Here is a 24,175-nt window from a genome sequence, read left to right as displayed (position 1 = left end):
GAAAATGATTGCAGATATTAGATTTTGGGAACAGAAAGCAAGTGAAGGTCATTATGCAATTCCACATTTCAATGTATGGAATGCAGAAATGTTAATGGGTGTTATCGATGCTGCGGAAGAACTTCGCGCTCCGATTATTATTTCTTTTGGTACAGGATTTACAGGAAATACTTCTTTTGAAGATTTCTGCTATATGATGGAATCTATGGCGAAAAAAGCTACAGTACCAGTTATCTTACATTGGGATCATGGCCGTAACTGGACAATCTTAAAGAATGCTGTAGATCACTGTATGAACTCTGTAATGCGTGATGCATCTGCATTACCATATGAAGAAAACGTTGCAGAGATCAAGAGATGTGTAGATTACTTCCATGCATACAACATTCCAGTAGAAGCTGAATTAGGACATGTAGGAAATGAAACAGTATATGAAGAAGCATTAGCTGAATATGCATACACAGATCCTTCTCAGGCAAAAGATTTCGTAGAACGTACAGGATGCGATTCTCTTGCAGTAGCAGTAGGAAACGTACATGGTGTTTACTCTGCTGAACCAAAAATCAGATTCGATATCATCGAAGCTGTTAACAAAGAAGTTAGTGTACCACTTGTACTTCATGGAGCTTCTGGTATTGGTGATGAAGATATCAAAAAAGCAATTCAGTGCGGTATCGCTAAGATCAACATCCATACAGAACTTTGCCAGGCTGCTATGGAAGCAATCAATGAACATAAAGATGAACCTTTCTTAGCTGTAGAACGTGCAGTTCGTCAGGCAGTTAAAGAGCGTGCAATGTACAAGATTAAATTGTTCGGTGACGACGGAAGGGCTGATGAATAGTGGAAAAGAAATTAGACGTTTTATGTCTGGGTGCAGCGGTTGTTGATATTCCGCTGCGCCCGGTATCAAGAGAAATCTTTGATATTGAGTCATATCCTGTTGATCAGATTGCAATGGCTGTTGGGGGAGATGCAATGAATGAGTCAACCATCATTAGCCGTTTAGGATTTAAGACAGGACTTATGGCTGCCATTGGTGATGATGCAGCAGGAGCATTTATTTTACGTTCCTGTGATAATGATAATATTGATACAGAAGGTGTAACAATTGATCCTGCTCTGGATACATCAATTAATGTTGGACTTGTAACAGAGGATGGAGAGAGAACCTTTATAACTAATCGTAATGGAAGTCTCTGGAAAGAAAATATTGAACATGTTAATTTTGAGAAAATTAAGGAAGCAAAAATCTTATCATTAGCAAGTATTTTTAATTGTCCTTTATTAGACGGAAAAACATTGGAGGTCATTTTCAAGTTTGCCAAAGAACAGGGAATGACGATTACAGCGGATATGATCATGCCTCGATTAGGAGAAACATTGGATGATATCGCAGGAGCATTAAGTTATGTGGATTATTTCTTCCCTAATTTCGAGGAAGCCTGTCTTATGACAGGAGAAACTGATGAAGCAAAAGTCGCAGACAAACTTTTCAGCTATGGAATTAAAAATGTAGTCATGAAGATTGGTAAGCGTGGATGCTATATCCGCAATAAAGATGGTGTTATGATTGTTCCTGCATGTAAAGGAATCACAGCGGTTGATACCATCGGTGCCGGAGATAACTTTGCATCTGGATTTATTGCAGCATTACTTCAGGGAAAAGACCTGAAAGGCTGTGGAGAATATGCAAACTGTACAGCAGCCATCGCTGTGCAGCATCCTGGAGCAACTTCCGGTGTTCAAAACAGAGATATGGTAGAAGAAATGCTGAAACAGTATAAGAAAGATTATGAGTAGTTTAAGTAATTAGGTCTGAAAGGAAAATAAAAATGAAGACAATGAAATTAGGAAAAACAGGAATGGATATTTCTAGAATCGGTCTTGGAACCTGGTCTATTGGTGGTGGTTCTGCATGGGGTGGAGATCATGACCTGCAGACAGTAGTAGATACAATCAGAGAAGCTCCAAAAGCTGGAGTTAATCTGATCGATACAGCTCCAGGATACAACTTCGGTAATTCAGAAAAAATCCTTGGAAAAGCTTTAGAAGGAATGAACCGTGAGGACGTTAAAATCATCACTAAATGTGGTGTTACATGGGATCAGGAAATGAAAGGTGACATGTTTAACGTAGTTAACGGAATTCAGTTATACAAAAACTTAAACAGCGAATCTGTTAAAAAAGAAATCGAAGCATCATTAGAACGTTTAGGAACAGATTATGTTGACGTCTATATGACACACTGGCAATCCATCGAAGGATCAGAATATTATGTTCCAATTCAGAAAACAATGGATGTTTTAAATGATTTAAAAGCACAGGGAAAAATCAAAGCAATCGGTGCTGCTAACGTAGATATCAACCATATCGAAGAATACATCAAATATGGTGACCTTGATATCATCCAGTGTAAATATTCTATCTTAGACCGTGGAATCGAAGATGAAATCATTCCATGTGCTCGTGAAAATGGAATCACAATCCAGTGCTATTCTCCACTTGAAATGGGATTATTATCTGGAACATTCCCAAGAGATTACAAACCAGTTGGAGCACAGATTCCTAAGAAATGGTTCCAGCCGGAAAATATGCAGAATGCAATGGATATGATGGAATCATGGAAACCTCTTTGTGAAAAATATGATTGTACAATTGCTAATCTTTCCTTAGCATGGATCCTTGCACAGGGAGAATTCTTGAATTTATTAAGTGGTTCAACTACAGTTGATGAAATCAGAGAAAATGTTAAATCAGCAGAATTAGAATTAGATCCTGAAGATGTAGCTTTTATGCGTGAATCAGCAGAAGCCATTGATAAATAAGATAACTCCACTTACTCTTTGGATTTGTCAGAAAAATGTGGAAATCAAAGCAAGATTGTTTTGATTTCCACAAAAAAATCTGATAAAATAAAAGTGATCATGGGGGTGATTTATTATGGCAGCAAAAGACAGATTGAATATGATTCGACAGCAGTTAAAGGCCGATAAGAAAGTAACTGTGTCAAACTTAAGCCGTACCTATCAGGTCACGGAAGAAACAATCCGAAGAGATTTGGAAAAATTAGAAGCAGAAGGTTTTTTAACGCGTACATTTGGAGGGGCAGTATATAATCAAACAGTCCAGAAAGAAAATGTACACTTTTATAAACGTGCAGCGATGAACATCGAAGAGAAAAAGAAAATTGCATCGGCATCTTTTGATTTTCTAAAAGATAAGAATACATTGGCAACTGATTCCAGTACGACAGTAATGGAGGCAGTAAAATTGCTAAAGGATAAAGATCTAACGATATTAAGCGCTTCTACGGAGATTTTCAGGGAACTGGGAGATACGAACATCAGGATTATTTCCACAGGAGGAATGTTTAATAAGAAGACACTTTCTCTTCAGGGCCAGGTGGCAAAGGACACGGTCCAAAGGTATCATGTGAATATTGCATTAATCAGCTGTAAGGGTCTTGACCTTGAAAAAGGGGTTACAGATACCAATGAAAGCGAGGCAGAAGTTAAGAAATGTATGATCAGGCAGGCGGAAGAAGTGGCATTGCTGGTAGATCATACAAAGTTTGGAAGGACTGCTTTTGCCCATTTACTGGATTTCGAAGACATAGATTATCTGGTGACAGATGAACGACCGGATGACGAATGGATTCAGCTTTGCAGAGAAAAGAATATTCAGCTGATTTATTAATTGAAAACCATTTCACTGCATGACTTTTGCTTCCAAATAGACAGTAAGGTGCGCTATCCCTGCCTGACTGTCTGGAACGGAGGTGCAAAATGGGAAAGAAAAAACAAAGTATGTCAATTATGACGAAAATCATGATTGCCATGGCAGGGGGAATCCTGGTGGGAGTTCTCTGTCTATGGTTAAGAGAATCAACAGCTGCAAGTGGAAATGATGGATTATGGAACTGGCTGAATCGTATCTTTTTCCAGGACATAACTCAGGAAAAAGGATTTTATTCTTTGGGAATATTTTACATAATACAGCAGCTGTTCATGAGAGGTTTGCAGCTGGCAATTGTACCGCTGGTTTTATCTTCTCTTAGTATTGCATTATGCAGTATGGCAGATCCACAGAGACTGGGGAAAATTGCAGGAAAGACAATAGGAACCTTTGTTGGATTTTATTGTGTAGGAGCATTTCTTGCAGGCTGCTTTGCTTACTTTATTAAATCCATGGGATGGTTTTCTGTAAACCTTCCGGTTGCAGACACAGGAAATGTTGCAACACTGGAAGCATACAACCCATTAACAACAATTGTAAATGCGGTTCCATCCAATGTAGTAGAAGTATTAGGAACCAATACAAGTATTCTTGCGGTTGTAGTAGTTGCGGTTATTCTTGGATTATCCATGAATGTTCTTGGTGAAAAAGCAGCACCGATGAAAAAATTAATGGAATGTCTTAGCAGCATTGTTCAGGTATATATGGATTTCCTGATCAATAAAATCAGTCCGATCGCCATTTTCTGTATGCTTGCAAGAACTTTTGCAACATATGGGGTTGAATATATCAAACCAACATTAGCATTTATGATTGCAACTATTGTCATGAGTCTGGTGCTGGTGGCAACACTTTATCCAGCTGGAATCTTTATTTTAACTGGATTAAATCCTATGAAATTCGCAAAGAAAATTTTTAAGGTTGGAATGTTTGCGGCAGCAACACAATCTTCTGCAGCAACACTTCCATTAAATCGAAAGACATGCATCGAAGAGCTTGGATGCAGTGATGAGATTAGTAGTTTTGTATTACCAACAGGAATGACCATTAATATGAACGGTACTACAGCAATGCATATGATGGCAATTACATTTATTGCCACGGCTGCAGGAATGGATATTACACCTGCACAGCTGATAACGGCAGCATTTTTATCTATTTGTGTTGCAATGGGAACACCTGCCATCCCGGTTGCAGGAACGACTTTGATTTTTGTTATCATGTCTGGACTGGGATTAAATTCCGAGTTATGTATGGTAGGTTATGCATTGGTACTGGCAATCAGTTATCTGCCGGGAATGGCGGTTATTACACTGAATGTTGTTGGTGATGCAGCAACAAATGTTATCGTTAATTATAAAGAAAAAGAATTAGATATAGATATCTATAATAGTTAGGTACTCCAATTAGTTACTCCATAAATTCTGAAAAAGGACATTTTCTCAATTGGAAGCAAATGCTTCTGATAAGGGAAATGTCTTTTTCTGCAGTTGCGATAAAATTTGCTGATAGAACAAATCTGTAGTATGATGCAAGGAGATATCTGAAAAGTTATGGATTTTGAAGAAGACATTTTCTGTGGAAAATGTCTTCTTCCTCTTTATAGGAAAAAAGGTAAAAAATAGAACTGTTATTGGAAGAAAAGTATATTTGATATTTTAATTGATCATATGCGGGCGGCGATTCACAGAATTCAATCAGGGGAAATACTGGTTAATCCCATTGGAAAAGAAATACAGGATACATATCCTCAAATATATAATGAGGTAAAAGAACGTATTAAATTGATTGAAGAAGTGATTCATTGTAAATTTTTTGAAGATGAAATATCTTTTATTGTTACTTATTTTGCAGCAGTATGGGAAAAAAGCAGAGCAGAAACTATTAAAAAAAGTATTATTCCTACTGCGATTGTATGTACTGCAGGAAGAGGAACTGCCCAGCTAATGCTTGCAAAGCTAAAGATTTTAGATCATATAATAAATGTCACGGAGATTATGTCAGTTCATAATATTCAAAAAATTAAAAAATCTGGAGTTCAAATGGTGATTTCCACGATTCCGCTGGATAATATCGAAATTCCATATGTTCTTGTGTCAAGTCCTATGGTTAATCAGGAGGATATTAACAAAATTCAGAATATGGCAGTGGAAATACAGAAGAAAAAGAGAATTTTTTGCCAAAATCCAGTAGAAAGTTTTATGGGGTACGAAAAGCATCAGAAAAAAGAAAGTGCCAGAAAATCTCTAACACAGTTTTTCTCACCTGCATCGATTTGTTTTGATAAGAAATACGATTCCTGGGAAAATGCAGCAAAAGCAGCAGGGATATTGCTGAGTCTGGAAGGTTCTATAAAAGAAAGTCAGATTAACGAAGTGATAGAATATTTAAAGAGTAATGGAAAAAATGCAATTCTTTGTCAGGGAGTGATTATTGCATTTTTAGAAAGAGAAGTGAAACGAGAATCTGCCAGTCTTATTCGTTTAAAAGAGCTGGTTTTATATACTGGTGAACATCCTGTATTCTATTTTGCAGTTTTTGGAATTCAGGATGGACAAAGCATAAATCACATTATATATAATCTGGTAAGTTTGTTTGGAAATAAGGAGTTACGAACAGAAATAGATAAAGTCAAAACGCCGGAAGAGATGTTTGCGGTAATGAGGGAAATGGAAAAAAATATTGTGAGATTGTGTAAAGACCATTTTTTTACTTTTTTAAGGAAAAGAGCTGTTCTTTAAGTACCGACAAGATTTCGATACAATTAATTCATAAAAGAAGCAGATGTTGTTGTACAGAAAGAAGGTCAGTTTATGAGTATTATTACGATTATAGGAGCGGGACAAATGGGATCAGCATTGACATTTCCGTTAATAGAAAATGGACATGAAGTGCGTCTTGTAGGAACACATATTGATAAGGATATTATAGATCATTTGAGAAAAGACAATTACCATATTACATTAAAAGCTACACTTTACAATTCTGTAAAATATTATCAGATTCAGGAACTTAATGATGCACTGATAGGAACAGATGCGGTAATTGGAGGTGTGAGCAGTTTTGGAGTTGACTGGTTTGGAAATGAGATTCTTCCTCTGATTCCTGAAAATGTACCGGTGATTACAGTTACAAAAGGACTGATTAATGATGAAGGAACTTTAGTTCCATATCCACATTATTGGGAAAAAATGATTCCCGGAGGTAAAAAACTTTGTTTGAATGCCATTGGAGGACCATGTATTGCGTTAAAGGTTGCAATGCATGATCAGACGCATGTAGCATTTTGCGGGCGTGATATGAAAGTATTAAAAATGTTTAAAAAATTAATGGAAATAGATTATTATCACATTAGTTTATCTACAGACATTACCGGGGTTGAGTGTGCGGTTGCTCTGAAAAACGGGTATGCAATGGCAACAGCAACAGCTATTGGAATGGAAGAACTCAGAGAAGATGGGATGAATTTATACAATGCTCAGGCGTTGTTGTTTGGACAGAGTATGAAAGAAATGTCTAGACTTTTAGCAGTAGTAGGAGGAAAACAAAAAAATCTTATTCACGGAGTGGGAGATTTGTATGTGACGGTTCACAATGGAAGAAGTCGCAGAATCGGAATTTTGCTTGGAAAAGGAATACCTTACGAAGAAGCCAGAGAAATGTTAGCAGGAGAAACACTGGAAGCTGTTGTTATTGCTCAGAGAACTGCACAGGCAGTTCGCGATATGGCTAAGCGGGGAATAGTAAAAGAAAGTGATTATCCGTTATTACTGCATATAGATGATGTGATTACAAAAGGTGAAAAAATAAATATTCCATGGGATGCATTTGCGGAAGAAGATTAGGAGGATGGTAATATGAAAATATCTTTAGGATGTGATGAAGCTGCATATGAATTAAAGGAAATCATAAAAAAGCATCTTATAAAGGCAGGACATGACGTTGTGGATAATGGAGTTTATGAGGGAGAGATTGAATTATATCCAGATGTGGCAGTTAGAACCTGCAAAAAAATAACAGAAGGAGATTGCAAAAGAGGAGTGCTTGTATGCGGAACCGGGATTGGAATGGCAATGACAGCAAATAAAGTTCCAGGTATCCGTGCAGCAGTATGCCATGATCCGTTTTCAACAGAACGGTCTATTCTAAGTAATAATGGAAATGTTATGTGTATGGGAGCCAGGATAATCGCCCCTCAATTGGCTTTATATCTGCTGGATATCTGGATGGGACTAACATTTAAAGATGGTCCTTCTACAGAAAAAGTAGAAAGAATCAAGTATTATGAAAAGATATTATAAAAATAGAACTGTTCATGGACATCTTTTTTTCATTTGTTATAATAAAAAAAACAAGATTAATATAGAAATGAGAAAAAAATGAAAAAATTAACCGTTGGAATTCTGGCGCATGTAGATGCAGGAAAAACAACTTTGTCAGAAGGAATTTTATATACAAGTGGAAATATTAGAAAAATGGGTCGTGTTGATAATGGAGATGCCTTTCTGGATACTTATGATCTGGAACGGGCAAGGGGGATTACGATCTTTTCTAAACAGGCAGTGGTACCATTAAAAGAGGTGGAAATTACTTTACTGGATACACCGGGACATGTGGATTTTTCTGCAGAAATGGAACGAACATTACAGGTTCTGGATTATGCTATTCTGGTAATCAGTGGTGCAGATGGTGTACAGGGACATACCAGGACTTTATGGAGTCTTTTAAAAAAATACAAAATACCGGTGTTTTTATTTGTCAATAAGATGGATCAGCAGGGAACAGATAAAGAAGCATTGCTCTATGAACTGAAAAATCGTCTGGATGATGGATGTATAGATTTTACGAATACAGAAAACGAAGATTTTATGGAAAATGCAGCCATGACAGATGAAGAAGTACTGGAAAGATTTCTTGAAAATGGTATTGTCGAGACAGAAGAGATCAAGAGCCTGATTGCCGACAGGAAGATATTTCCGTGTTATTTTGGATCTGCATTAAAACTGCAGGGAGTGGAAGAATTTCTTCAGGGGATTGAATGTTATGTACAGATGCCAGAGTATCCACAGGAGTTTGGGGCAAAAGTATTTAAAATATCAAGAGATGAACAGGGAAATCGCCTCACTCATTTAAAAGTTACCGGTGGAACATTAAAGGTGAAATCTTTAATTGCCAATGGAGATACAGAGGAAAAAATTAATCAGATTCGAATATATTCCGGTGAAAAATTTGAAATGGCAGCAGAGGCTTGTGCAGGAACAATCTGTGCCGTGACAGGATTGTCCAGGACAAAGCCGGGAGAAGGTCTGGGACTGGAGCATACCGGATATGAACCAGTGCTGGAACCGGTGCTTACATATCAGATGATACTGCCGCCGGAAGCCAGTCCGGCTACAATGCTTCCAAAACTTCGTCAGCTGGAAGAGGAAGAACCAGAGCTCCATATTGTCTGGAAAGAGGATTTACAGGAAATACAGGTACAGATGATGGGAGAAGTACAGATTGAGATTCTGAGAAGTCTGATTTCGGATCGGTTTGGTGTGGAAGTTGAGTTTGGCAAAGGGAATATTGTTTATAGGGAAACCATTGCCAATACTGTGGAAGGTGTGGGACACTTTGAACCACTGCGTCATTATGCAGAAGTACATTTACTGATGGAGCCGGGAGAGAGAGGCAGCGGAGTTGTGATTGATACACAGTGCAGCGAGGATGATCTGGATCGCAACTGGCAGAGACTGATTATTACCCATTTAATGGAGAAAGAATATCAGGGTGTTTTAACAGGAGCGGCTATTACAGATATAAAAATCACACTGGCGGCAGGACGTGCTCATCAAAAACATACCGAAGGTGGAGATTTCCGTCAGGCAACGTACCGGGCCGTTCGTCAGGGATTAATGCAGGCTGAATCAGTACTGCTTGAACCATATTATGAATTTCGGCTGGAAATTCCTCAGGCAATGGTAGGAAGAGCAATGACTGATATTGAAAAAATGCATGGAGCTTTTGAAACACCGGAAACGGAAGGTGAAATGTCTGTTTTAACAGGAACAGCACCGGTGGCATGTATGCAGGATTATCAAAAAGAAGTCATTGCCTATACAAAAGGAACGGGAAGGTTGTTTTGTGATCTAAAAGGTTATGAATTATGTCATAATGCAGATGAGGTTATTGCTGCTACAGGATATGACCCGGATGGAGATACAGACAATCCATCAGGTTCTGTATTTTGTTCTCATGGAGCAGGTTATTATGTACCATGGAATCAGGTGAAGGATCATATGCATTTGGAAAGTGTACTGATGGATTCAAGTCAGGAAACAGATGAAAAAGAAGATACACTGGCACAACGTAGAGCATATATTGAAGAAGAAACCATTGATACAGAGGAAATAGACAGGATTCTTGAACAGACTTATTATGCAAATCAGCATAATAAAAGCAAATGGAAAAAGAAGAAAATCCAGAGAAAAGCAGAAGATTACAGATCATCTGCAGTTAAGTCATCTGTAACGAGAGATATGTCTAAAAAATATCTGCTGGTGGATGGATATAATATTATTTATGCCTGGAAGGATTTAAAGGAACTGGCAGATGAAAATATTGATGCTGCCCGTGGAAAGCTAATGGATTTGCTTTGTAATTATCAGGGAATAAAAAGAATGGAACTGATAGTTGTTTTTGATGCATACAGAGTAAAGGGACATGATACTGAGGTTTTAGATTATCATAATATCCATATAGTATATACGAAAGAAGCTGAGACTGCAGATCAGTATATTGAAAAGTTTGCTCATGAGCATGGACGTAAATATGATGTGACAGTGGCAACCTCTGATGGGCTGGAGCAGATTATTATCCGGGGACAGGGGTGCCGTTTGTTATCTGCCAGAGAATTTAAAAAAGATATAGAAGAAGCCAGCCGGCAGCTGCGGGAAGAATACATGGAGAATCAGGTGACATCAAAAAATTATCTGATGGATGTCATCTCCAAAGAAGAACTAGATAAATTGTCTGATAACAATAATTAAGGAACGGCAACGATAAAACTGAAAAGAACACAAAAGGATGTATGAAATTATGATATTTTATATATCCTTTTTTAGTTCATTAGGAAAGACCTTGTTAGTCTTGAATAAGAATATAATAAGGACTTGACTTTTTATAACAAAAAGAATATATTATTATTCATATCTGATTTATATGAAAAGATGAGGTGATAGTTTGGACTGGAATTTTATAATGCAGTATAGTGGTCTATATAAAGAAGCAGCCTTTCTTACCATGAAAATTGCCTGCATTGGAATCATAGGTTCTTTAGCCGTAGGCCTTTTTTGCGGAATTATTCGTTACTATAAGGTTCCGGTTATAGCAAAGGTTGTAGGGATTTATATTGAATTATCAAGAAATACGCCACTTCTGATTCAGTTGTTTTTTCTGTATTTTGGACTTCCTAAAATGGGAATTATATTAGATTCAGAAACCTGTGCTGCTGCCGGGCTGATTTTTTTAGGTGGAAGTTATATGGCAGAAGCATTTCGAAGCGGTATGGAGGCTGTGGATAAAATACAGACAGAAAGCGGATTGAGTCTGGGACTTACTAAAAAGCAGGTATTCTTTTATATTTTATTGCCGCAGGCTGCTGCAGTGGCAGTTCCGGGAATAGGTGCAAATGTTATTTTTTTAATCAAGGAAACTTCAGTGTTTAGTATTGTTGCACTGGCAGATTTGATGCATGTGGCAAAAGACTTAATAGGATTATATTATAAAACCGATGAAGCATTATTGATGCTTGTGGTATCCTATTTGATTCTTTTATTACCAATTTCCATAATTTTTACTTATCTGGAAAGGAGACTTCGTTTTGCAGGATCTGGGGATTAGTGTTCTATTTCAAGGAGACAATTTTATAAGACTTATGGGTGGTTTATGGGTAACCATCAGGATTTCGCTGATTTCCGTTTTCTTTTCCATAATATTGGGGATTGTCCTGGGAGTCATTATGATGCTTAAAAATCCTGTTATCAAGGGAATTACGAAAGTATATCTGGAATTTATCAGGATTATGCCACAGCTGGTTTTACTGTTTCTGGTTTACTTTGGCACAGCAAAGCATCTGGGATGGGATTTAGGCGGCGAACTGGCCTCTGTGATTGTTTTTGTACTTTGGGGAACAGCCGAAATGGGAGATCTGGTTCGAGGAGCTCTTGAATCCATTCCCGTACATCAAAGTGAAAGCGGGAAAGCATTGGGACTTACCAATACACAGATTTATTTATATATTCTAATTCCACAGGCAGCGAAAAGATTGATTCCACAGGCTATGAATCTGGTTACCAGAATGATAAAGACCACATCTTTGGTTGTACTGATTGGAGTTGTAGAAGTTGTTAAAATCGGTCAGCAGATGATAGAGGCTGCCAGACTGACCAAGCCGGATGCAGCATTATGGATATATGGGGTGATTTTCTTTTTGTATTTTATTATCTGTTATCCTGTATCCCTTTTGGCGGCACGTTTAGAAGAAAAATGGAAAGATTAGGAGGAGTAGAATGGAAAATCCAGTACTTGAAATAAAAAATCTGAGAAAATCTTTTGGAAACCAGGAGGTTTTGAAGGATGTATCATTTTCTGTTAAAAGAGGGGAAGTGGTTGTGGTTCTGGGCCCTTCAGGATGTGGTAAAAGTACTCTGCTTCGATGTATCAATGCTCTGGAAGAAATCCAGGGCGGGGAGATTTATCTGGATGGAGAAAAAATTTCCGGAAATGTTAAGAATCTTCATAAGATTCGTCAGAAAATCGGCATGGTTTTTCAAAGTTACGATTTATTTCCTCATATGAATGTATTAAAAAATATTATTCTGGCACCGGAAAAAGCTCAGCACCGGACCAGGGAAGAAGCTGTAAAGGAAGCAGAAAAACTGCTGAAAAGAGTAGGTCTTTACAATAAGAAAGATGATTATCCAAGACAGCTTTCAGGAGGACAAAAGCAGAGGGTGGCCATTGTAAGGGCATTATGTATGCATCCTGAGGTTATCTTGTTCGATGAGGTGACGGCATCTCTGGATCCGGAGATGGTTCGAGAAGTGCTGGATGTAATGCTGGAACTGGGAAAAGAAGGGAGGACGATGGTAATAGTTACCCATGAAATGCAGTTTGCCAAAGCAGTGGCAGACAGGATTATTTTTATGGATCAGGGGAAAATAATAGAAGAAAACAGCCCGAAAGAGTTTTTTAAAAAGCCTAAGACAGAACGGGCAAGACAGTTTTTAAATGTGTTTGAATTTTAGTCATAAAGAAAGAGGATGAGAAAGATGAAAAAAATATTGGTATTATTAACCGCTTTTGTTTTAACAGCAGCATTGTTAACAGCATGTGGGAAGAAAGACGAACAGCAGAATTCAGCAGTTAAAACAGAAAGCAAGACAAAAGCAAGATCTTTGGAGGAAATCAAAGACAGTGGACAGATTGTGATAGGTGTATTTAGTGATAAAAAACCTTTTGGATATGTAGATGAAAAAGGAAAATATCAGGGATATGATGTGTATTTTGGAAATCGTATTGGAAAAGATCTTGGTGTTAAGGTAAAATATGTGCCGGTAGAAGCTGCCAGTCGTGTGGAATATCTGACAACGGGAAAGGTTGACATTATTCTTGCAAACTTTACGGTAACCGATGAGCGTGCTGAGCAGGTAGATTTTGCCCTGCCGTATATGAAGGTTGCATTAGGTATTGTTTCACCTGAAAAGAAACTGATTACCAAAGAAAGTCAGTTAAAGGGGAAAACACTGATTGTCAGCAAGGGAACAACAGCAGAGACATATTTCACAAAACATGGAAAAGGTGTTAAACTATTAAAATTTGATCAGTATAGCGAAGCATTTAATGCTCTTTTAGACGGAAGAGGAGATGCCTTATCTACAGATAATACAGAGGTTCTTGCATGGGCAATTGAAAATAAAGGATTTAAAGTGGGAGTTGATTCCATTGGAAATATTGATACTATTGCACCAGCTGTCCAGAAAGGCAATAAGGAACTGTTAAACTGGATCAATGAAGAAATCAAAGATCTTGGAAAAGAAAACTTTTTCCATAAGGATTATGAAAAGACATTAAAACCAGTTTATGGAGATGCAGCAGATCCTGAAAATCTGGTTGTAGAAGGCGGAGAAGTGAAATAGCAGAAGACACCGTTAAGGTATGTTATAATATGAGCAGAGATTTATACAGTCTCTGCTTATTTTTTATTTCATTAGGAAAAATCTTGTTACGCTAAAGCGTAACAAGTCCCTCATGATTGAGGGATACAGGGAGCTGATAGCGGACTTGTCCGCTTTGTTGCGAAAGGGAGGAAGAAAAGTGAAACAGAAAAAGATCGTAATGTTTGGGGATTCTTTGACGGATTATTTCCCTATGGATAAGTTAAACGATATCGATGCCGAGATTATCAACAGCGGACAGGCTGGAGATACTATTGCGGAAATGGGGGCCAGAGTTCAGTATGATGTGATTGCACATAAACCGGATATTGTACTGATGCAGGGTGGTGCTAATGATTTTCTGCTATCTTTATATCCCGGATATGATATTGTTGCAAAACGTCTGGTGAATCTGGCACTTCGTATCAGAAAAGAACTTCCTCAGGTAAGATTGATAGTGGAATCTATGTACCCTGCATATACGAAAAGAATTGGCTTGATGCCTTCCTGGGCAGATGGAAAATCCAATGAGGAAATTCAGCGGATCAATGGAGAAATTCAGAGGCTGTGTGATGAAAATAAAATAGAATATATAGATGTGTTTTGCCATCTGATAGGTGCAGATGGACAGCTTCCAAGAGAATATACTATAGATGGTATTCATCTGCAGGATAATGCATATGAGGTTGTTAGAAAATGCATATGTAAAATGTTATAAAAACGTGTGGTATCAGTTCCATATGTATGGTAAAATTATGCATGTTGCGCGCTGTTTTGGGAAATGTAGATAGCAGTTGCAATAAATTACAAAAGAGGAGATAGTATGCTGGTACCAAAATTATTTACGACACTAAAAGATTACTCAAAAGAACAATTTGCAAAGGATGTAATTGCAGGAATTATTGTGGCTATTATTGCACTGCCATTATCAATTGCGCTTGCACTTGCTTCTGGGGTAAGACCAGAACAGGGAATATACACGGCAATTATTGCAGGATTTCTTATTTCCTTTCTGGGTGGAAGCCGGGTGCAGATTGCTGGTCCTACAGCGGCTTTTGCAGCTATTGTTGGAAATATTGTAGCCAGAAATGGAATGGATGGATTGATTCTTGCAACTATTATGGCAGGTCTGATTCTGATCCTTATGGGAATCTTTAAAATGGGAGTACTGATTAAATTTATTCCATATACCATAACTACAGGATTTACAGCAGGTATAGCCGTGACCATTGCCATTGGACAGGTGAAAGATTTATTTGGCCTCTCATTTAAGAATGCGCCAATTGAAACAGTGGAGAAGCTAAGAGAAGCTGTTATGTGTGCATCTACATGGAATCCTCAGGCTTTGGCCGTAGGAATAACAGGAATTCTGATTCTTGTTATATGGCCAAAGATTAATGGAAAGATTCCGGGATCTTTATTGGCGGTTCTGGCTGGAATCGCTATGGTGAAAGGTTTTAATCTTAATGTGAATACAATAGGAAGTCTGTATAAGATCAGTAACAGTCTTCCGGTATTTCGTGTTCCACATTTTACGTTTTCCATGGTGCAGACCTTGCTGCCGGATGCCATGACCATTGCCATTCTTGCAGCCATTGAATCGCTGCTTTCTTGTGTAGTGGCAGACGGTATGATTGGAGGGAAACATCGTTCCAATATGGAGCTGATTGCTCAGGGAGTTGGAAATATGGCATCAGGTCTGTTTGGTGGAATCCCTGCAACCGGTGCTATTGCAAGAACAGCAGCCAACATAAAAAATGGAGGGAGAACTCCGGTGGCAGGAATGGTACATGCACTTGTGCTGGTTCTTGTGCTGGTTATTTTAATGCCTTATGCAGCACTGATACCAATGCCTACCATTGCAGCAATTTTAATCATGGTAGCTTATAATATGAGTGGATGGAGAGAGTTTGTAAATGTAGTAAAAACTTCTCCAAAAAGTGATACTATTATATTAATTGCCACGTTTGTATTGACCGTTATATTTGATCTGGTTGTCGCAATAGAGGTTGGAATGATGCTGGCCTGCCTTCTGTTTATAAAGAGAATGTCAGGGGTAACAGAGATTTCCAGCTGGAAATATGTAGACGATGAAGAGGAAGCAGACGATCCGGAAAGTATTCAGCTTCGAAAAGTACCGAAAGATACTTTGGTATATGAGATCAATGGTCCAATGTTTTTTGGGGCAGCTGATAAATTTCTGGAAGTAATTACAAGGAGCATGAATGGACCGAAAAGAGGTCAGATTCGCAAAATAATTATTCGAATGAGAAGTATTCCTGCATTGGATACCACATCTATGAATCATTTATCTAATGTTCTGATGGAATGTAAAAAGCGGAATATAACATTGATTTTATCTCATGTACAGAAGCAGCCTTATCAGGTTATGAAAAAGAAAGGATTATTGGAACTGATTGGCAGGGAAAATCTTTGTGAAAACATTGATAAAGCTCTTGAGAGAGCTGAAAGTTTATAAAGAGAAGAAGTACGGAGCAAAACTGTTTCGTACTTCTTTTTTTCTATAGATACCGGTAGCGATTTAAACAGCAAAATACCTCCTGTTTTCGAGGCATGGCAAGATTCGATTTTACATATTGGCAATCTAAAACAGCAGAGAGTCCTTTGAATGATATGATCTTAAATAACTGATCAACAACTTCCCTGATTGTCTTTTTACCATCCATAAGATGAAGCTCACAAAACATAAGAGAGTATCCAAGAGCTGCTGTCTGCTCAGAATCAATCAGCTGTTCCACATAACGGAGATCCACAGTTTCTCTATTGATGGAGAAAGCATCTTTTCCCAGAGTTTTCATTTTAATCCGGCGACTTCCCTTAAATTCTTTGCTGCAGGAGAAACTACGGCAGAAAGAAGGAATGTCTATAGAGACTTCAGAAATCATAACTGAAGGGAAAGCCTGGGCTTCTTTTTTTGCAAAGGCAGTGATATCTTTTGGAATATACTGGTCCATTTGCAGAATATGATCTGCAATATGAAAATAGGAACCAGAGCTTCCTGCAACAATAATGGAAGAAATTCCAAGTTTTTCATAAAGTATTCCTACTCTTTCAATAAAAGGTGTAATAGGTTCATTTTCACGATGAACGACTCTTTGCATAAGTTCATCACGTATCATAAAGTTTGTTGCACTGGTATCTTCATCAATTAAAAACAGGGAAGTCCCTGCCTCTATTGCTTCGATTACATTAGCTGCCTGGGATGTACTTCCGCTGGCATCTTCAGTACAGAAAGAGGAAGTATCCTTTTTGTTTGGCAGATGGTTAATAAACATGGAAATATCAGTCTTTTTAATGCTTCGGCCATCTTCTGCACGGATTTTCATGGCAGAATCATCAGTGATAACGTATTCACGACCATCTCCTGCAATATGATTATATACCCCTAGTTCCAAAGCTTTGAGCAGGGTAGATTTTCCGTGATACCCGCCGCCGACGATCAGAGTGATACCTTTTGGGATACCCATTCCTGTTATCGGTCCTTTATGAGGAAGGTTCAAGGTAATCTCATATGTATCAGGGGATACAAAAGGTACTGCATCCCTTAAAGGTTTTTGAGAAACCCCGCTTTGTCTTGGAAGGATGGAACCGTTTGCTACAAATGCAGTCAAACCAAGCATAGGAAGCTGTTCTCGGATATAGTGCTGATCTTCGGAGAGGTAAATGGTCTGTTCCAAAGTTTTCTGATTGATATTCTTATAAAAAAGTGATGATTGAATACAGTCTGGTAAAAATGTAAATAAAATTTTCTCCAGCTCTCTGGAATTAATGGAACGCCCATTGGCAGGAAATCCCACTTCAAAATGTACTGTAACATCTCCGTTAGCGGGATTTATAATACAGGCAGTTCGTTCTAAAACTTCCTGTCCGCAATGACTGATAGAAATCAGACCGCTTTTTCCAGAACCTTTTGCCTTAAAATTAAATTTTTCCAGAGTTTTTCCAAATAAACGGGTCAGATGATCCTGTAAAGCAATTCGTTTAAATGAAGTATTGAAGTAACTTTTAGGGAATCCGGCAGTTTTTCCCGAAACCCGGATACTTAATTTAGAAGGAGAGGCAAAGGGATCTCCTTGTACATGGTTAATACTTAATATATAAGATTGAAAATCGTATTCTCCCTGTGTGCTTTTGTAGGCAGGGTATCCTTTGTGATCTATATTTTTTAAAAGCGATTTTAAATTTGAAGAAGATTTCATAATTCAAAGGGTCCTTTCATTTGTTTTATTATAAGTATCGGATGTTTTAAAACTTATGTCAATGTTCAAATTAGTTATTGATATATGTTAAAAATAGAGATAAATTAATATGAGACATATGTCAGAAAAGACATGTAAGAAAAATTGTTGTAAAAGGAGATAAACGATATGAATATTGCAGTTACATATGAAAATGGACAGGTATTCCAGCATTTTGGACATACAGAACAGTTTAAAGTATATAAGGTAGAAGATAATAAAGTAGTTTCTTCTAAAGTCATTGATACCAATGGAAGCGGACATGGTGCATTGGCAGGTTTCTTAGATGAAGAAGAAGTTTCTGTATTGATTTGTGGAGGAATCGGAATGGGTGCTATTCAGGCACTGGCACAGTGTGGAATTCAATTGGTTGCAGGAGCATTTGGAGATGCAGATGCTCAGGTAGAAGCATTTTTACAGGGAAATCTTGTAAATGATCCAAATGCGAAATGTAATCATCACCATGAAGAAGGACATGATTGTGGAAATCATGACCATCAGTGTGGACATCACTGCCATTAAGGTCATAAGCATTGATTTTAATCCAATTGCTGATCAGTAAAAAACTGTTCCAGCGGAGATGTTTGGTTCTAGATATCAGGAGATAGTATTTAATGAAAGATTTGACAAAAGGCAAGATTTCGAGTTTGCTGTTTAGTTTTGCATTGCCGATATTTTTAGGGAATCTCCTACAGCTTACATATAGTCTCGCAGATACGAGAATTGTTGGAAGTTTTCTTGGAGAAAAGGCTCTGGCAGCGGTCGGTGCAACAACAACCATTAGTAATCTGATCGTTGGGTTCCTGTTAGGGTTGACAAACGGATTTGCGATCACCACAGCACAGAAATTTGGAGCCGGAGATACAAAGAGAGTAAGAAAGTCATTTGCAATCGCAATTATATTAGGTGCTGTTATTTCCATTGTTCTTATTCTTGTGGGAACGATATTTATCAATCCGATCTTAAGATTTTTGAATGTTCCTTCAGCATTATTTATAACAGCCAAACAGTACATTCTAATCATTATTGTCGGATTATGGGTGACAATGTTTTATGATATTTTGATGGGGATTATGCGAGCAATCGGAGATACAATAACCCCACTATTGATCCTTGCGATTTCTGTTGGATTGAATATTGGAGGAGATATTTTATTTGTCGCAATATGGAAAACAGGAACATGGGGTGCAGCAGCGGCGACAGTTCTGGCGCAGTTTATTGCGTTGATTATTTGTAGTTTTTATATGGTTCATAAATATGAACTGCTACGTTTAAATAAAAACGACTTCAAAGGGTTAGAGTCAGGAATGATCAAGGGAATGCTTGGTTCCGGGATGTCTATGGGATTTATGAGTTCCCTTGTAAATATTGGATCTCTGACATTACAGACAGCGATCAACAAGCTTGGACAAGAGATTATCGTAGCACATACAGCAGCACGAAAGATCACAGAAATGTATATGATCATGTTTAGTGTCTTTGGACAGACAATGGCAACATTTTGTGGACAGAATATGGGTGCAGGAAAGATTGACAGAATTAAAAAAGGAATGAAACTGGCAATTATTTATACATGTGTATGGTCAACATTGGCGATGATCGCAAGCTATACGATTGGATCACAATTAGTCTATATGGTAACGGGAAGTCGCAAAGAAGCAGTTATTGTGAATGCAACAAATTATTTGAAATTTGATACGATTTTTTATTATGTGCCGGCAGTGATCAGTGTTGTAAGAAATGTTATGCAGGGAATTGGTGACCGGATCACACCATTGATTTCAAGTGGATTTGAAATGGTTGGGAAAGTTGTGATTGCAGCGACACTTGTTCCATGGCTTGATTATACAGGAGTTATCATAGCAGAACCAATCGTCTGGTTTATTATGGTTATTCCATTAATTGTGCAAATTATAAGAACACCACGTTTAAAAGAAAAATTATAAGGAAAATTACATATAAGAACCCCAAAAGCGGAGAATCTCAAAAGAGATATCTCCGCTTTACTACATACAATGTAATCATCTATATATCCAGGCTTTCGAATCCTTCAAATTGCATTTTATAATATTTTGCATATAACCCATTTCGTTTCATTAGTTCATCATGATTGCCTCGTTCCTGAATAGAGTGCTGATCAATGACTAAGATTTCATCTGCATTCTTTATGGTAGAAAGACGATGTGCAATTGTTATGGTGGTGCGGTCTTTTGCCAGCTCCTCCAGACTTTTTTGAATACGGCGTTCGCTTTCATTATCCAAAGCACTGGTGGCTTCATCAAGAATAAGGATTGGCGGATTTTTTAGGAATACACGGGCAATGGAAATCCGCTGTTTCTGTCCACCGGATAATCGGGTTCCACGTTCGCCAACAAAGGTGTCATATCCGTCGGGCAATTCCATAATAAAATCATGAATATTTGCTTTTTTTGCAGCATCAATAATTTCTTCCATAGAAGCATCTGGTTTTCCATAGGCAATATTTTCTTTGACAGATCCGTTAAATAAATAAACATCCTGTTGTACAAGTCCAATGGAATTCCTTAGACTTTTTAAAGAAATATCTTTGATGTTTTGTCCTCCAATAGTAATCTGTCCACCTGTAATGTTATAAAATCGTGGAAGTAGAGAACAAATGGTGGTTTTTCCACCACCGGACGGGCCAGCTAAGGCAATGGATTTGCCTGATTTAATGGTAAAATTAATATGATTTAAGACGATTTCATTATCTTCGTAACTAAAATTTACATCCTTATATTCAATATCACCATAAGGATTTTGAATCGGTTGCGCATCTGGAGAATCTGTAATTTCCGGTTGCGTTTCTACAATATCAAGAAAACGGCGAAAACCAGAAAATCCTTTCTGCATCATTTCAGTAAGTTCTACAAGAATCTGAATAGGACTGATAAATATTCCTATATATAGTGCATACATTGCAAGATCTCCTGCAGTCATGTCACCTTTTGCTACAAAAAATCCACCGGCAATTAAGCAAACCAGATACATGATACCCTGAAAGAAGGTATTTCCGCATTGAAATGTCCCCATGGCTTTGTAGTTGTCACGTTTAGAAAGAAGAAAAGCTTCATTGCCATGCTGAAACTTGGTCCGTTCAATGTCTTCATTTGCAAAGGATTGTACAACACGTATGCCGGAAAGAGAGTCTTGTAAGGTTGAGTTAATCAGGCCTATTTTCTTTCGATTATCTAGAAATGTTTTCTGCATGCGTTTGTTTTGACTGCTGCTAAATAGAATCATGATCAATACAACCAGAAGAAGAATAACAGCCAGTTTCCATTGAATGAAAAATAAGAAAATGAAAGACCCGATAATTTTTACCAATGAAATAAAAAGATTTTCAGGTCCGTGATGGGCGGCTTCAGAAATATCAAATAAATCGGAAACCATACGACTCATCATTTGACCGGTGTTGTTTTTGTCATAATAAGAAAAAGAAAGAGTTTCGTAATGTTCAAATAATTCTTTTCGCATATCGCGTTCCATTTGTGCACCCATGATATGTCCCTGACAGCTGACATAATATTTACACAGTGCCTGAAGAATATAGAAGAATAAAAGTATCATACCAATGGCAGGTAACTTTTTAAGAATCATAGATGCATCCTGCAAAAACAAGGTTTTTGTTAAAACACGAAGAATTTGAGGAAATGCTAAATCCACAATACTGATAAAGGCAGCACAAAATAAATCAAAAAAGAATACTTTTTTGTAAGGTTTATAGTATTTTAGGAAGTTTTTAAGTATTTGCATGGTTATTACTCCTATCATTAAATATTTAAGTAGTATATCCCATAGAAAAGGAAAAGTCCAGAATATAGGAAATAGTTGAAAAAAGGGTTTTTTCTATGTAGTAAAAACATTTCCGCTTATTCTGTTTTAAAAAAACAGGGAGGAAAAATATGCGAAAGCGTAGTACCGAGATTATACAAAAAATCATAAAGAACAGTGATCGGATTTTAACGATAAAAGAACTTGCTGCTGAGTATCAGATATCGCAGAAAACCTTGCGTAATGATATCAAAGAAATCAATCAGTTTTTAAATACTATTCCTATGTCTGGAATATCTATTACGGAAAAAGGTGAGCTGGTAAAGGCAAAAGATTTTAATGAGAGTATTGTTGAGAAATATCTCTATGAAATGGATACATATATGTATAAGCTGTCAACAAAAGAACGACAGATTTATATTATGATGATTTTAACCATCAGTCGCCGACATCTGACTATGCAGAAATTTGCAGAAGAATTATATGTTAGCCGAATTACTATTGTAAATGATATTGAAGGGATTAAGGATAAATTTGCAGACTATGGAGCTGAACTTATGGTTGACCCGGGAAAAGGCATGTTTCTGAAATGCAGTGAAAAAATAAAAATTGAGATATTAACCAGTCTGTACAGGGAGATAGCGATTAATATAAAAAATGATGGTTTCTTTCAGAGAATGATCATTGACCGTATGAATATTCGTTATAGTTTTTCGGATATTTTTTCATATATGCAAGAATATATGCAGGTATGTAATATGGTATTTATTGAAGATGTTTTTTATGATATCGTGTTGTATTTATTTGTAGTGTTTAATTTTTGCAAAAAAGATGGAAGATTAATTCGAAATAAAAAAATTTGTCTGGAATTGAGCATATGATTTTATATGCAGGGTATATGTTAAATATCAATGTTACCCAGGAAATGATGGAAGATTTTCAGAACTATTTAGAAAAGCATAAATTGTATTCTTTTGTTAAAACAGTAGATGAAATTGAATTATATAAAGTTATTATGCATTTTGTTGAAGCAATAGATAAAGAGATTCATTATGGATTGCTTAATGATACAAAGCTGATGGATTCATTATTAATGCATATTATGAAAATGAAGGATTGGGGAAATTATGAAGTTCAACTTCCGGATGATTATGATGGTTTTATTAATTATGAAGATCTAGAAGAACTGGTAAATAAAAACAGCTTTATTCTGGAGCGTTTTTTATCATATAAACTAAGCGAAAATATGAAGAAATCCATTGTAATTCATATTTGTGTTGCAATTATAAGAAACAGAAGGTATGTACAAAGGCTTTCTGTGATTATTGTCTGTCCAGGAAGTATGGCTACTGGAAAATATCTGGAAGCCCAGATTAAAAATTATTTTGATTTTAATATTTTAGGAGTGTTGGCAGTAGATGAGGTACTAAAGCAGTTAGAAATGAAAAAAGTAACAGTTGATTTTATCATTTCTACTGTTTCCATAAAGACGGATCAATATCCGGTGATCAGAGTACATCCGTTTTTAAAAATGGAAGATTTAAATCTAATTCAGAAAATAACATTTCAAAAACAGAAAGTCTTATCAAGTCCAATGAAGCCAACAATAAAGCAGTTAGAAAATATGATTCAGGACGTGGTGGATGATAGGAAACTGGCTAATCTGATTTGTGAGAAGATTACTGAGACGGTGGAAGAATATCAAAAAACAAATTCAAAAAAACAGAAAAACGCATTGGAAGGAATGTTAAAAAAAGAATTTATTCAGGTATGCCACAATCAGATGACATGGAAAGAAGCAATGTATAAATCGGCGGAGCCGTTAGAAAAGAAAGGATATATTGAACCTCGATACATAGAAAAATCCATAGAACATGTAGAAGAATACGGTGATTATATTGTAGTAAGTGAAGGCGTGGGATTAGCTCATGCCAATAAAGATTTTGGGGTTCATCAGGATTGTTTAAGTCTGTTGGTTTCAAAAGATGGAATCCAGTTTACCGAAAAGGAAAATAAAGTTTATCTCCTGTTCTGTTTTGCTTCTATAGGAGACAAAGATTATCTGGAAATCTTAAAAGCTATTGTCCAGTTAGGAAAAAAGCAGGGAAATGCAAAGAAAATAAGCATGTTGCAGACAGTAGATCAAATATTTGAAAGTATAACTTGTTCATAGAATAAAATAAAAAC

The 24,175-nt window shown here is 37.0% G+C and carries 21 protein-coding genes; 19 read left to right on the top strand and 2 right to left on the bottom strand.

All coding sequences use genetic code 11. From position 1 onward, the window contains the following. The first annotated feature begins 4 nt into the window (after positions 1-4). From BHF70_RS06925 to BHF70_RS06855, 15 genes are all read left to right on the top strand, one after another. Entirely contained in the window at positions 5-844 is an 840-nt protein-coding gene (locus BHF70_RS06925) for a class II fructose-bisphosphate aldolase (protein ID WP_055258933.1), read from the top strand. Next, positions 844-1,803, top strand: a complete 960-nt coding sequence (locus tag BHF70_RS06920; protein WP_075759558.1) for a carbohydrate kinase family protein — start codon at positions 844-846, stop codon at positions 1,801-1,803. Before BHF70_RS06925 ends, BHF70_RS06920 begins: the two co-directional genes overlap by 1 nt. A gap of 32 nt (positions 1,804-1,835) precedes the next feature. After that, complete coding sequence (ydjG, locus tag BHF70_RS06915) at positions 1,836-2,828, top strand: NADH-dependent methylglyoxal reductase (RefSeq protein WP_075759557.1); 993 nt, start codon at positions 1,836-1,838, stop codon at positions 2,826-2,828. 115 nt (positions 2,829-2,943) lie between these two features. After that, positions 2,944-3,699 carry a DeoR/GlpR family DNA-binding transcription regulator gene (locus BHF70_RS06910; protein WP_075759556.1) on the top strand — a complete coding sequence of 252 codons (756 nt, stop codon included), beginning with the start codon at positions 2,944-2,946 and terminating at the stop codon, positions 3,697-3,699. An 89-nt stretch (positions 3,700-3,788) separates the two neighbouring features. Beyond that, positions 3,789-5,135, top strand: coding sequence for a dicarboxylate/amino acid:cation symporter (locus tag BHF70_RS06905; RefSeq protein WP_075759555.1), 1,347 nt, complete (start codon positions 3,789-3,791; stop codon positions 5,133-5,135). Between the two features lie 249 nt (positions 5,136-5,384). After that, positions 5,385-6,479: a PRD domain-containing protein gene (locus BHF70_RS06900; RefSeq protein ID WP_330390972.1), complete on the top strand. Its 1,095-nt coding sequence runs from the start codon at positions 5,385-5,387 to the stop codon at positions 6,477-6,479. A gap of 72 nt (positions 6,480-6,551) precedes the next feature. Then, complete coding sequence (locus tag BHF70_RS06895; RefSeq protein ID WP_075759553.1) at positions 6,552-7,583, top strand: 2-dehydropantoate 2-reductase N-terminal domain-containing protein; 1,032 nt, start codon at positions 6,552-6,554, stop codon at positions 7,581-7,583. A 12-nt stretch (positions 7,584-7,595) separates the two neighbouring features. After that, on the top strand, positions 7,596-8,039 hold the full coding sequence (locus BHF70_RS06890; protein ID WP_075759552.1) for an RpiB/LacA/LacB family sugar-phosphate isomerase: 444 nt from the start codon (positions 7,596-7,598) through the stop codon (positions 8,037-8,039). A gap of 78 nt (positions 8,040-8,117) precedes the next feature. Further along, positions 8,118-10,769 carry a translation factor GTPase family protein gene (locus BHF70_RS06885; protein WP_075759551.1) on the top strand — a complete coding sequence of 884 codons (2,652 nt, stop codon included), beginning with the start codon at positions 8,118-8,120 and terminating at the stop codon, positions 10,767-10,769. 193 nt (positions 10,770-10,962) lie between these two features. Next, entirely contained in the window at positions 10,963-11,622 is a 660-nt protein-coding gene (locus BHF70_RS06880) for an amino acid ABC transporter permease (protein WP_075759550.1), read from the top strand. Then, on the top strand, positions 11,603-12,280 hold the full coding sequence (locus tag BHF70_RS06875) for an amino acid ABC transporter permease (protein WP_075759549.1): 678 nt from the start codon (positions 11,603-11,605) through the stop codon (positions 12,278-12,280). Before BHF70_RS06880 ends, BHF70_RS06875 begins: the two co-directional genes overlap by 20 nt. 10 nt (positions 12,281-12,290) lie before the next feature. Further along, a complete protein-coding gene (locus BHF70_RS06870) occupies positions 12,291-13,028 on the top strand; it encodes an amino acid ABC transporter ATP-binding protein (RefSeq protein WP_075759548.1) in 738 nt (245 codons plus the stop codon). Positions 13,029-13,043: 15 nt separating this feature from the next. Then, positions 13,044-13,919, top strand: a complete 876-nt coding sequence (locus BHF70_RS06865) for a cysteine ABC transporter substrate-binding protein (protein WP_334292852.1) — start codon at positions 13,044-13,046, stop codon at positions 13,917-13,919. 178 nt (positions 13,920-14,097) lie between these two features. Next, positions 14,098-14,655 (top strand): SGNH/GDSL hydrolase family protein, encoded by a 558-nt coding sequence (locus BHF70_RS06860; RefSeq protein ID WP_242946341.1) that lies wholly within the window; start codon positions 14,098-14,100, stop codon positions 14,653-14,655. Positions 14,656-14,760: 105 nt separating this feature from the next. Next, positions 14,761-16,416: a SulP family inorganic anion transporter gene (locus tag BHF70_RS06855; protein ID WP_075759546.1), complete on the top strand. Its 1,656-nt coding sequence runs from the start codon at positions 14,761-14,763 to the stop codon at positions 16,414-16,416. 43 nt (positions 16,417-16,459) lie between these two features. Here BHF70_RS06855 and BHF70_RS06850 read toward each other — a convergent pair whose 3' ends face one another. After that, positions 16,460-18,157, bottom strand: coding sequence for an ABC-ATPase domain-containing protein (locus BHF70_RS06850; RefSeq protein ID WP_075759545.1), 1,698 nt, complete (start codon positions 18,155-18,157; stop codon positions 16,460-16,462). A 168-nt stretch (positions 18,158-18,325) separates the two neighbouring features. Here BHF70_RS06850 and BHF70_RS06845 point away from each other — a divergent pair, with 168 nt between their 5' ends. Together BHF70_RS06845 and BHF70_RS06840 are read left to right on the top strand one after the other, a co-directional pair. After that, complete coding sequence (locus BHF70_RS06845) at positions 18,326-18,718, top strand: NifB/NifX family molybdenum-iron cluster-binding protein (RefSeq protein WP_075759544.1); 393 nt, start codon at positions 18,326-18,328, stop codon at positions 18,716-18,718. A 92-nt stretch (positions 18,719-18,810) separates the two neighbouring features. Further along, a complete protein-coding gene (locus tag BHF70_RS06840; RefSeq protein WP_075759543.1) occupies positions 18,811-20,142 on the top strand; it encodes an MATE family efflux transporter in 1,332 nt (443 codons plus the stop codon). A gap of 79 nt (positions 20,143-20,221) precedes the next feature. Here BHF70_RS06840 and BHF70_RS06835 read toward each other — a convergent pair whose 3' ends face one another. Further along, the gene (locus BHF70_RS06835; protein WP_075759542.1) at positions 20,222-21,970 is read right to left on the bottom strand and encodes an ABC transporter ATP-binding protein; all 1,749 of its coding nucleotides are present in this window, start codon (positions 21,968-21,970) and stop codon (positions 20,222-20,224) included. 149 nt (positions 21,971-22,119) lie between these two features. Between BHF70_RS06835 and BHF70_RS12660 the strand changes: the two genes are divergently transcribed. Both BHF70_RS12660 and BHF70_RS12655 read left to right on the top strand, forming a co-directional pair. Beyond that, positions 22,120-22,869, top strand: a complete 750-nt coding sequence (locus tag BHF70_RS12660; protein WP_242946338.1) for an HTH domain-containing protein — start codon at positions 22,120-22,122, stop codon at positions 22,867-22,869. After that, on the top strand, positions 22,866-24,161 hold the full coding sequence (locus BHF70_RS12655) for a PTS sugar transporter subunit IIA (RefSeq protein ID WP_242946337.1): 1,296 nt from the start codon (positions 22,866-22,868) through the stop codon (positions 24,159-24,161). The genes BHF70_RS12660 and BHF70_RS12655 overlap by 4 nt, the downstream gene beginning before the upstream one ends. The last annotated feature ends 14 nt before the right edge of the window (positions 24,162-24,175 follow it).

Origin of the sequence: Anaerostipes sp. 494a (assembly GCF_001940315.1) — a bacterium.
GTDB classification, from domain to species: Bacteria; Bacillota; Clostridia; order Lachnospirales; family Lachnospiraceae; genus Anaerostipes; species Anaerostipes faecalis.
This window is presented reverse-complemented; position numbering and strand designations above follow the sequence as displayed.

Coding starts and splice junctions, on each gene's coding strand:
- BHF70_RS06855 (WP_075759546.1), top strand. CDS start 14,761: ATGCTGGTACCAAAATTATTTACGACACTAAAAGATTACTCAAAAGAA.
- BHF70_RS06910 (WP_075759556.1), top strand. CDS start 2,944: ATGGCAGCAAAAGACAGATTGAATATGATTCGACAGCAGTTAAAGGCC.
- BHF70_RS06865 (WP_334292852.1), top strand. CDS start 13,044: ATGAGAAAGATGAAAAAAATATTGGTATTATTAACCGCTTTTGTTTTA.
- BHF70_RS06890 (WP_075759552.1), top strand. CDS start 7,596: ATGAAAATATCTTTAGGATGTGATGAAGCTGCATATGAATTAAAGGAA.
- BHF70_RS06895 (WP_075759553.1), top strand. CDS start 6,552: ATGAGTATTATTACGATTATAGGAGCGGGACAAATGGGATCAGCATTG.
- BHF70_RS06905 (WP_075759555.1), top strand. CDS start 3,789: ATGGGAAAGAAAAAACAAAGTATGTCAATTATGACGAAAATCATGATT.
- BHF70_RS06840 (WP_075759543.1), top strand. CDS start 18,811: ATGAAAGATTTGACAAAAGGCAAGATTTCGAGTTTGCTGTTTAGTTTT.
- BHF70_RS12655 (WP_242946337.1), top strand. CDS start 22,866: ATGATTTTATATGCAGGGTATATGTTAAATATCAATGTTACCCAGGAA.
- BHF70_RS06845 (WP_075759544.1), top strand. CDS start 18,326: ATGAATATTGCAGTTACATATGAAAATGGACAGGTATTCCAGCATTTT.
- BHF70_RS06870 (WP_075759548.1), top strand. CDS start 12,291: ATGGAAAATCCAGTACTTGAAATAAAAAATCTGAGAAAATCTTTTGGA.
- BHF70_RS06850 (WP_075759545.1), bottom strand. CDS start 18,157: ATGAAATCTTCTTCAAATTTAAAATCGCTTTTAAAAAATATAGATCAC.
- BHF70_RS06925 (WP_055258933.1), top strand. CDS start 5: ATGATTGCAGATATTAGATTTTGGGAACAGAAAGCAAGTGAAGGTCAT.
- BHF70_RS06885 (WP_075759551.1), top strand. CDS start 8,118: ATGAAAAAATTAACCGTTGGAATTCTGGCGCATGTAGATGCAGGAAAA.
- ydjG (WP_075759557.1), top strand. CDS start 1,836: ATGAAGACAATGAAATTAGGAAAAACAGGAATGGATATTTCTAGAATC.
- BHF70_RS12660 (WP_242946338.1), top strand. CDS start 22,120: ATGCGAAAGCGTAGTACCGAGATTATACAAAAAATCATAAAGAACAGT.
- BHF70_RS06835 (WP_075759542.1), bottom strand. CDS start 21,970: ATGCAAATACTTAAAAACTTCCTAAAATACTATAAACCTTACAAAAAA.